12 protein-coding genes and 1 pseudogene are annotated in these 7,907 nt (G+C 69.9%); all 13 read right to left on the reverse strand.

What is annotated here, in order from left to right; genetic code table 11:
* A pseudogene (locus tag HC022_RS14635) lies at nt 1-888 on the reverse strand (host specificity protein); the annotation flags it as partial.
* On the reverse strand, nt 888-1,328 hold the full coding sequence (locus HC022_RS14640; protein ID WP_167452939.1) for a peptidase: 441 nt from the start codon (nt 1,326-1,328) through the stop codon (nt 888-890). The pseudogene HC022_RS14635 and the gene HC022_RS14640, both read right to left, overlap by 1 nt.
* A complete protein-coding gene (locus tag HC022_RS14645; RefSeq protein WP_175583583.1) occupies nt 1,321-2,208 on the reverse strand; it encodes a DUF2163 domain-containing protein in 888 nt (295 codons plus the stop codon). The genes HC022_RS14640 and HC022_RS14645 overlap by 8 nt, the downstream gene beginning before the upstream one ends.
* The gene (locus HC022_RS14650; RefSeq protein WP_167452940.1) at nt 2,208-2,840 is read right to left on the reverse strand and encodes a DUF2460 domain-containing protein; all 633 of its coding nucleotides are present in this window, start codon (nt 2,838-2,840) and stop codon (nt 2,208-2,210) included. The genes HC022_RS14645 and HC022_RS14650 overlap by 1 nt, the downstream gene beginning before the upstream one ends.
* Before the next feature lie 10 nt (nt 2,841-2,850).
* Nucleotides 2,851-3,513 (reverse strand): phage tail tape measure protein, encoded by a 663-nt coding sequence (locus HC022_RS14655; RefSeq protein WP_089961889.1) that lies wholly within the window; start codon nt 3,511-3,513, stop codon nt 2,851-2,853.
* Nucleotides 3,510-3,710, reverse strand: a complete 201-nt coding sequence (locus HC022_RS14660; protein WP_167452941.1) for a rcc01693 family protein — start codon at nt 3,708-3,710, stop codon at nt 3,510-3,512. Before HC022_RS14660 ends, HC022_RS14655 begins: the two co-directional genes overlap by 4 nt.
* On the reverse strand, nt 3,710-4,030 hold the full coding sequence (locus HC022_RS14665; RefSeq protein ID WP_040384146.1) for a gene transfer agent family protein: 321 nt from the start codon (nt 4,028-4,030) through the stop codon (nt 3,710-3,712). Before HC022_RS14665 ends, HC022_RS14660 begins: the two co-directional genes overlap by 1 nt.
* On the reverse strand, nt 4,030-4,452 hold the full coding sequence (locus HC022_RS14670; RefSeq protein ID WP_167452942.1) for a phage major tail protein, TP901-1 family: 423 nt from the start codon (nt 4,450-4,452) through the stop codon (nt 4,030-4,032). The genes HC022_RS14665 and HC022_RS14670 overlap by 1 nt, the downstream gene beginning before the upstream one ends.
* 25 nt (nt 4,453-4,477) lie before the next feature.
* On the reverse strand, nt 4,478-4,885 hold the full coding sequence (locus tag HC022_RS14675) for a DUF3168 domain-containing protein (RefSeq protein ID WP_167452943.1): 408 nt from the start codon (nt 4,883-4,885) through the stop codon (nt 4,478-4,480).
* Complete coding sequence (locus tag HC022_RS14680; protein ID WP_008885987.1) at nt 4,882-5,220, reverse strand: head-tail adaptor protein; 339 nt, start codon at nt 5,218-5,220, stop codon at nt 4,882-4,884. The genes HC022_RS14675 and HC022_RS14680 overlap by 4 nt, the downstream gene beginning before the upstream one ends.
* Nucleotides 5,217-5,810, reverse strand: a complete 594-nt coding sequence (locus tag HC022_RS14685; protein WP_167452944.1) for a head-tail connector protein — start codon at nt 5,808-5,810, stop codon at nt 5,217-5,219. Before HC022_RS14685 ends, HC022_RS14680 begins: the two co-directional genes overlap by 4 nt.
* Nucleotides 5,811-5,972: 162 nt before the next feature.
* Nucleotides 5,973-7,157 (reverse strand): phage major capsid protein, encoded by a 1,185-nt coding sequence (locus HC022_RS14690; protein WP_167452945.1) that lies wholly within the window; start codon nt 7,155-7,157, stop codon nt 5,973-5,975.
* Between the two features lie 30 nt (nt 7,158-7,187).
* Nucleotides 7,188-7,730 (reverse strand): HK97 family phage prohead protease, encoded by a 543-nt coding sequence (locus HC022_RS14695; protein WP_167452946.1) that lies wholly within the window; start codon nt 7,728-7,730, stop codon nt 7,188-7,190.
* Nucleotides 7,731-7,907 lie beyond the last annotated feature (177 nt).

The following is a 7,907-nucleotide window of genomic DNA, read 5'->3' on the forward strand; positions in this document are numbered from 1 at the left end:
GGTGCAGGACCCGCAGCGCAGATCGTCACCGAACCAGCTCACCACCAGCGACACCGCGCGGCAGCCCGGCATCTCGTCGGTAAGCTGCTTGAGCGAGGTGTTGAAATCCGGCTGCTCCGAGGGCGTGTTGACGTTGACCACCCCCGAGGACCCCTGCCCGTACTTCAGGTACACGGGCTCGGTCGCCAGCGAGTACTCCCCCGTGCCCGGGATCATCGCGACGCCGCTGATGGCGTTGGGCACGTCCTCGGGGTCATCCTGCACCGGCCGGGTGACCTCGAAGCTGAACTGCGGCACGCGGTTGCCGAAAGGTTCGAGCGCGAGATCCTCGAACACCACGTAGGCGGTGCCGCGATAGGCGGGCACCATGCCCACGCCCTCGATCGCCTCCATCTGCGGGTCGGGCAGCTGGTCCATGGAGCCGGTATAGACGCGCATGTTCAGATCGCTGACCGGCACCTCGGCGCCATCTGCCCAGACCCGGTTCACGCCGCTGATCTCGCCCTCGCAAAGCGCCACCGCAAGGCTCAGAGAATAGCTGTAGCTCTCCACAGTGGGCCCCGAGGGCGTGCCCTTGCCGCCGCCGCCCGCCTTCTTTGTCCGCCCCCGCTCGGTGACCTCGGTCGCCCAGATCACGTGCCCGCCGATGCGCATCCGCCCGTAGACCTGCGCAATCGCCGCCCCCTCGCCCGAGGCGCTGAGCCGGAACCGTTCGACCTTGCCGGTCTCGATGGTTTCCGAGCCCTGCCCCATCAGCCGCTGGTCGAGCGCGCGCCCGAAGCTGGCACCGATGAAGCGGCCCACGGCGGTCATCGACAGGCCAAGGATCGAGCCGCCGAAGGCGCTGCCGACCGCAGCCCCCACGGCCGAGAAAAGGATCGTCGCCATCAGGTGTTCTCCGTTGGAATGGCAAAGCGCGCCGCGATGCGGCGGCGCCATGGCAGGCTGAGCGGGCTCTCGATCACGCCGTGTCCGGTGTAGGCGTGGATGAAGCTCGCCGCGGCCCCGGTGCGGGCCTGCAGCCCGAGATGCTTGGCGACGGCGCCCTCGCGCATGCGGAAGAGCAGCACGTCACCGGGGGCCTCGTCGCCCGGGGGCTTGCGGTGCAGGTGGCGCAGCCCTACTCGCAGCAGGGCCTCGTCGCCCTGCGGCTCGGACCAGTCCATGGTGTAGGGCGGCACCACCTCGGGCTCGGGGCCGATGAGTTCGCGCCAGACCCCGCGCAGGAGGCCGAGGCAATCGCAGCCCGCGCCCCGCACCGAGGCCTGGTGCACGTAGGGCGTGCCGATCCAGCCCCGCGCTGCCGTCACCACCTCGGGCCTAGCCATTGCGGCGGCTCCCGCCACTGGTCTTCTTGGCGGCAGTGGGATGCACGATCATCCAGTCCTCCTCGGGAATGTCCGGAAAGCCCTGGAAGTTCAGCGCGTTGTTGAACTTGAGCCGGCAGGTCTCGAAGCGCTTGTCGCAGCCGGCCTGGATCCGCAGCACATCGCCCGGCACCACCGCGGCGCCCAGCGGCTCCCACAGCTCGATGAGCCGCTCGCCGTTCCAGAGCCGGTCGCGCTTGATGTGGCCAGTGAGACCCGCGGCGGCCCCGCTCACCACCACCAGCCGACCGCGCTGGAACCAGCCCTCCTCGAAGCCCACCAGCGGGCCGAACCCGAACGAGCGGTTTTCGCTGACGCTCAGCACCGCGCCCTCGTGGAAATAGCCCGGCTCGGTGAGGTCGGCGCGGCACATGGCATCGCCCAGCACCGCCGAGCAGGGCCGCTGGTAGGCGCGCCCGATGGGCCGGTTGAGCATCTCGGTCAGCCCGCGCAGCTCGGCGTGAAAGGCGCCATCCGACCGCCGGATCTGGCCGATGGTGCCGCGGAACAGCATCTTGCGCTGCGAGACCTCCTGCCAGTTGACCAGCCAGGACACCACCTCTGCGCCGTCAAAGCGCCCGGCCTCGATATCCGCGCCCGAGAGCGCGTCGTCGCGCAGCGCGCCCATGGCCTCGGTGTTGTCGACCGCGAGCCCGGTCGCCTGCTGCAACGCCTTGGCGCTGAGCCCGGTGTCGGCGCGGAACACCAGCCCGTCGAAAGACAGGTCCCGGTCATGGTCGGTGAAGCCCAGCCGCAGCCCGTCGGTTCGGGTCACCTCCCAGCAGCGCGACACCGTGGTGAGCCCCGTCGCGAGGTGGTCGTGAAGCTCCGCGATGCCCATCAGACCCGCACCTCCACCACGGGCACGTCGGGCGCCTGCCCCGCCTGGAAGCTCGCGACGCTGACGTTGATGCCCGGCGTGTCGAAACGCACCGGCCCGTCGAACTCGTAGCCCGCCGAGATCTCGACCCCGGTCATCGGCGCGTCGGCGAAGGTGATGATCCCGGTGGTCAGGTCTAGCTCGAAATGTACGCCCTCGCGCATCTCGACGTCCTGCACCGCGGCCACCACCGTGCCCGCCACCGGCTTCGAAATCGGCCGCGCGTAGGAGGCCGTGCCGGAGCGGTAGACCTTGACCAGCTGGAAGGCCCGCGTGGCACCGTCGCCCCGCGCGATCACCTGGTCGGTGGGCAAGATCGTCCCGCTCGGCTTGCATGAACGGTAGTCGGCCCAGTCCTTCCAGCGGAAGCCGTAGAGCTGACCGCGGCGGGCTTCGTAGAATGCCAGCAGCTTCTCGATGTCATCGAGGCTGCGCAGCCCCAGCCCCGCGTCGTAGCGCCGGCGCGAATGGGCCCAGGGGCTGTTGCGCTCCTCGTAGCCGCTGGTCAGCTCCACCACGTCGGTGCGACGCTCGGGACCGCCGAGCGCGCCGAAGCTGAGGTCCGCCGGAAATCTCACCTCGTGAAAGCTCATCTGTCATACCTCACCTGTTGCGCGCACTCTGCCCCAGCGCCCGGCTCATCTTGGCCGCGATCTGGGACTGGCTGCGCTGGAAGCCCTGCACGTCGGGCGTGCTGATGTTCATGACGACCTGCACCGGCTGGCCGCTGCCCTGCGCCCGCACCCCGAGCCTGCCGTCGGCCCCACGCGTGAGAGGCATGATCGCCTCGGGGCCCGCCTCGCCCATCAGGCCGGTGCCGCCGCGCATCGGAAAGCTCACCGGCCCCGACACCACGCCGCCGTTGGCGAATGGCATCACCTTGCCCTGCGTGAACGCGCCGCCCCTGGCGAAGAGCGACAGCCCCCCGAACATGCCCGCAAGCGAGCCTGCCAGCATGCCGCCCACGTGCTGCGTCACCGGCTGCACCGCCGCCTTGTAGGCCGCGTCGATCATCGAGCGCGCCACCACGTCCAGCGCCTCGGACAGCTTCATGCCGTCCAGCACGACCCCGTCTATGGCCCGGCCCAGCCCCTTGCTCAGCGAGCTTTCCAGCCGCGTCACGTTGCGCCCGGTGGCCGAGAAGGTCTGGTGGATGCGCTTCATCTCGGCGTCGAACTGCGCCGCCATGCCCGCCGCCGAGCCAAGGCTTGTCTCCAGTGCCGCGATCTCCGTATCGAGATCGTCGAGCCTCTCGAATTCGCTCATGAAACCTCTCCTTTCACCTCATCCGGGAAGGCCGCGATCAGCTCCTCGAGCCGGGACCGTCCCATCGGCACCTCGCCGCTGTCCTCGCCCAGCATCAGCCGCAGCTCGGCGGGCGTGAGCGCCCAGAATTCGTCCGGCCGGAGCCCCAACCCGCGGAGCCCCGCGCGCAGCAGATTCGGCCAGTCGAAGCCCTGCATCAGCTCTCCTCCGGCAGCATGAAGGCGCGCGCCAGAAGCTCGGCCGCCGCCCGCGCCGCCGCCATCGGGCCGCCGGCGATCTCGGCCGAGAGCAGGTCCTTCGCAGTGCCGTCCCAGCCACCGCCGCGCAGCCCCGCCACGATCAGCGCCAGCACATCGCGAGTGCTGCAACGGCCCTCCTCAAAGCGGCGGACCAGCTCGACCAGCGAGCCCTCCTCGAGCCCCGCCTCGAGCTCGGCCAGCGCCCCCAGCGTCAACCGCATCAGGTGGCGCTCGCCGTCGATCTGCAGCGCCACCTCTCCCCGCCACGGATTGGCCATCAGCTCACCGGAACCGGCACGAACTGCAGCGCCCCGGCCGAGGCCAAGGACACCTCGTAGGTGGCCTCGCCATTGTGCGACCCCGCGTATTCGATCGAGGTCACCTGGAACGGTCCCGCGACGGTGCCGAAATCGGGGATGATGACCTGGAAATCGGGGGTTTCGCCGTCGAAGAAGATCTGCCGGGCACGCTCGTCCGTCCCCGCATCCTTGAACACCCCCGAGCCGCTTATGCTGGCCGACTTGACGCCCGCTCCGGCCAGCAGCTCGCGCCACCCGCCCTGGCTCTCGAGCGTCGTCACATCGACGCTCTCGGCATTGAAGCTCACCCGCGTGGCGCGCAGCCCCGCCATGGTCTCGAACTGACCGTCGCCGGTCAGGTCCACCTTGATCAGAAGATCCTTGCCGTTCTGGGCACCCATCTCGTTCGCTCCTTGAATGAAGGGATCAGTCGTCTTCGACGCGGGCGCGGAAGGTCATGGAGATCCGCCGCAGCCCGCCGCTCTCGCGCTTCGCCCGCGCCTTGAGGAAGCGCAGGCTCACCAGCCGCCCGCGCTGCAGCGCCAGCGGCGCGTCGTTCAGCGCGTCGCAGGCCGCGGCAGCGACGGTCTTGGCGCTCTGGAATCCCGCCGCATCGCTCACCACGGCAACCGTCAGGTCGTGCCAGGCGCCGGCTCCGCCGACGTCCGAGGCGTCGCGCGCGGTCTCGGCACCCAGCGTGATGTAGAGCCCCGGCAGCGCGCCGGGCGGCAGCGCATCGTAGATGTCGCTGCCCACGAGCCCGGCCACGCCGCCGTCGCCCGAGAGCTGCTGGAATACCGCGGCCTGAAGCGCCGCCGACATCGCGTAGCTCATGCCGCCACCTCCTCGCGGGTCTCGCAGGTCAGATACATGCCACCCGGCTCGCGCTCGGTCACAGCGAGAACGCGGAAGATGCGGGCGCCATGGCGCAGCCGCTGGCCGGGCACAGGCCGCTCGGGCGCGCCCTGCGGCGCCCCCCGCAGCGTGATGCGAAACATGCCGACCGCAACCGGCCCCGCCTCGCCCAGCGCCTCGCGCCCGCTGCGTGGCCGGATCTCGCCCCAGAGCGTGCCGAGCAGCGTCCAGGTCTCGGCCAGCCCGCCCGCACCGTCGGACACCGTCTGCGGCGCCTCCAGCAGCAGGCGGCGGTTCAGGACCGGCGCGCTCATGCGCCGAAGCCCACGCGCAGCGGGCGGTAGCGCGCGATAAGCGCGGTCACGCCGAACGGCATGCAGCCCTGTCCGAGCGAGGTCTCGTCGCGGTATTCGTAGTAATGTGCCGCCAACAGCAGCACCGCCTGCGCAAGATCGGCGGGTACCTCGTCGAAGCTCTCGGCGAAGCCCGCGGTGAAGCGGATCTCGACCTTGCCGCCATCCCCGATCTGCGGCAGCGCCGCGCTCATCGGGCGCAACCCCGGCGCATGGGCATCGGCCTCGAGCCGATAGCGCGAGGCCTCGAGCTCCTCGGCGATCCCGTTGCGGTCGGACAGGAAGATCTGCGCCACATCGGTGACCGGCGCCAGCGGAAACAACGCGCCTTCCGGATCGCGCCAGCGGTGCAGCGTCCAGATGAAGTTGCGCCGGATCAGCGCCTTGCCGGTGCGTCCCTCGATGGCCGCCAGCGCCGCCCGCAGGAAGGATGACAGCACCTCGTCCTGCACGTCTCCATCGGCAAACCCGCTGCCGAGCCGAAGATGGCGACGCAGCGCGGCAACCGGAAGCGCCGCTTCGGGCACCTGATTTTCTTCCATCAACATCATGATCTCTCTCCGCAATCCTCTGCCGGTCGGATCGGCCTGGGGCCAGGGCGGGCGCGCGCCGCACACGTTGCTCGGACGGAGGGGAGCAGCTGGACAACGCAATCAGTTCCGGCACGCGCCCCACGAGGGCGGATCATCTCCGCCCCCATGTCCGTGTCAGGCTCAGGCCGTGGCGCAGCGCAGCAGCTTGATCGCGGCGAAGTCGCTCACGTCGCCGCCGACCCGCTTGGTGGCATAGAACAGCACGTGCGGCTTGGCGCTGAACGGGTCGCGCAGGACGCGCAGGTCCGGGCGCTCGGCGATGGTGTAGCCGGCGGCGAAATCACCGAAGGCGATGGCATCCGTGTCGGCGCCGATGTCCGGCATGTCCTCGGCGATCAGCACCGGATAGCCCAGCAGGCGGGCGGGCTGCGCCGCGGCGATGCCGTCGGACCAGAGATGCCGGCCGTCCGCGTCCTTGAGCTTGCGCAGCGCGCCCGCGGTCTTCGAGTTCATCACGAAGCACGCCTTGGCGCGGTACTCGGCGCCCAGCGCATAGACGAGGTCGATGATCGCGTCGCCGTCGCCGAGCCCGCCGGCGGTGCCGCTCGGCACGTAGCCGATGTTGCCCCAGGTCCAGATCTCGTTGTCGACGGTGTCGTGGGTCAGGAACCCCATGGGCTTGTCGACGCCGTCACCGTTGACGAAGGCCGCGGCCTCGGCGCGCGAAAACTTGTCGGCGATGCGCCCCGCGAGCCAGGTCTCGATGTCGAAGGCACTGTCGTCCAGCAGGCGTTGGCTCGCCTTCGGCATGGCCGAGAGCTCGTGCAGCTTGATCGAGATCCGGTCGATGGTGGGGGTGCCGGTCTCGGACGAGGTCGACGACTCGTCCGCCCAGCCGGCGCCGGTCTCGCCCTGGTCGATCAGCACGTCGTAGGAGGTCGCCTCGACCGTCACGACGCTGGCGATGGCCCGGATCGAGGCGGTGCTGTCGAGCACCGACTTCACCGTCTCCGAGGTCACCGGATCGACGAGATAGCCGCCATCGCCGGCAACCGCGGTCGACAGCGCCTTGCCCTCGAGCACGAGGCCGCGCAGCCCGTCGTCGTCGCCGGTGCGCAGATAGGCATCGAAGGCCTTCCGGTGCGGCGCAAAGGTCTCGGCCGTGGTGGCCAGCGCGGGGCGCGCGCGGTGGGTGGTCATCTTGGCGTCAAGCAAGGTCAGTCGCTCTTCCTGTTTTTGAAGCTTCAGCTGGAAATCGGCCTGCAAGGCCCTGATATCCCCGACGAGTCCCGCAACCGCGGCGCTCACCCGGGCGACCGGGGACACGTCTTCCCCGGTCCGAGAAACAGTCTCGGAGTTGGTCATGATCTCGATCCCGTTCGTGAATGGCGCGCGTCAGCCGCCCGCCAGGTCCAGGCGCGCGCCCTCCAGCGCCTGCGCCAACTCGCGCATGATGGCCTCTTCCGGGGTCTCCCCCTTGGCCGCCACCCGCGCACTGGGCAGCATCGGGAAGGTCACCAGCGACACCTCCCAAAGCTCCAGTTCCTTGAGGAGCCTGCGCCCCTTCTCGTCCTTCGCCGCCTTCAGCGTGCGATACCCGATCGACAGCCCGTCGATGGCACCCGCCGCGATCAGCGCCGCAGCCTCCCGGCCCTTCTCGATGGTCTCGAGAAGCCGCCCGCGGACCCAGAGCCCGCGGCCGTCGGCGCGGACCTCGTCCCAGACGCCGATGGGCTGGGCGGGGTCGTGCTGCCAGAGCATCTTCACCGCCCGCCCCTCGGCCGCCAGCCGCTGCAGCGAGGCGTCGTAGGCGCCGCTCGTCACGATGTCGCCGCCCTGATCGCAGGCCCCGAAGAGCGAGGCATACCCCTCGATCCGCGTGCCCTCGGTCACCGTCACCTCCGCGTCGAAACGGCAGAACTTGTGCTCCAGATCCATAACAGTCCCTTTCCCGAAACCCGTCACGGGGTCACCGCCATCACGCCCTGAAACGCCTGTGCGAGAATGACTCCGGCGACGCCGTAGGCCGCCAGCCAGAGCCGCTTCTCGAGCCGCTCCAGCACCACTTCCAGCCGGTCGAGCCGCGCGTTCAGCGCCTCCACCTGCAACCGGCTC

The sequence above is a fragment of the Salipiger sp. HF18 genome, assembly GCF_011806505.1.
Lineage (GTDB): Bacteria > Pseudomonadota > Alphaproteobacteria > Rhodobacterales > Rhodobacteraceae > Salipiger > Salipiger thiooxidans.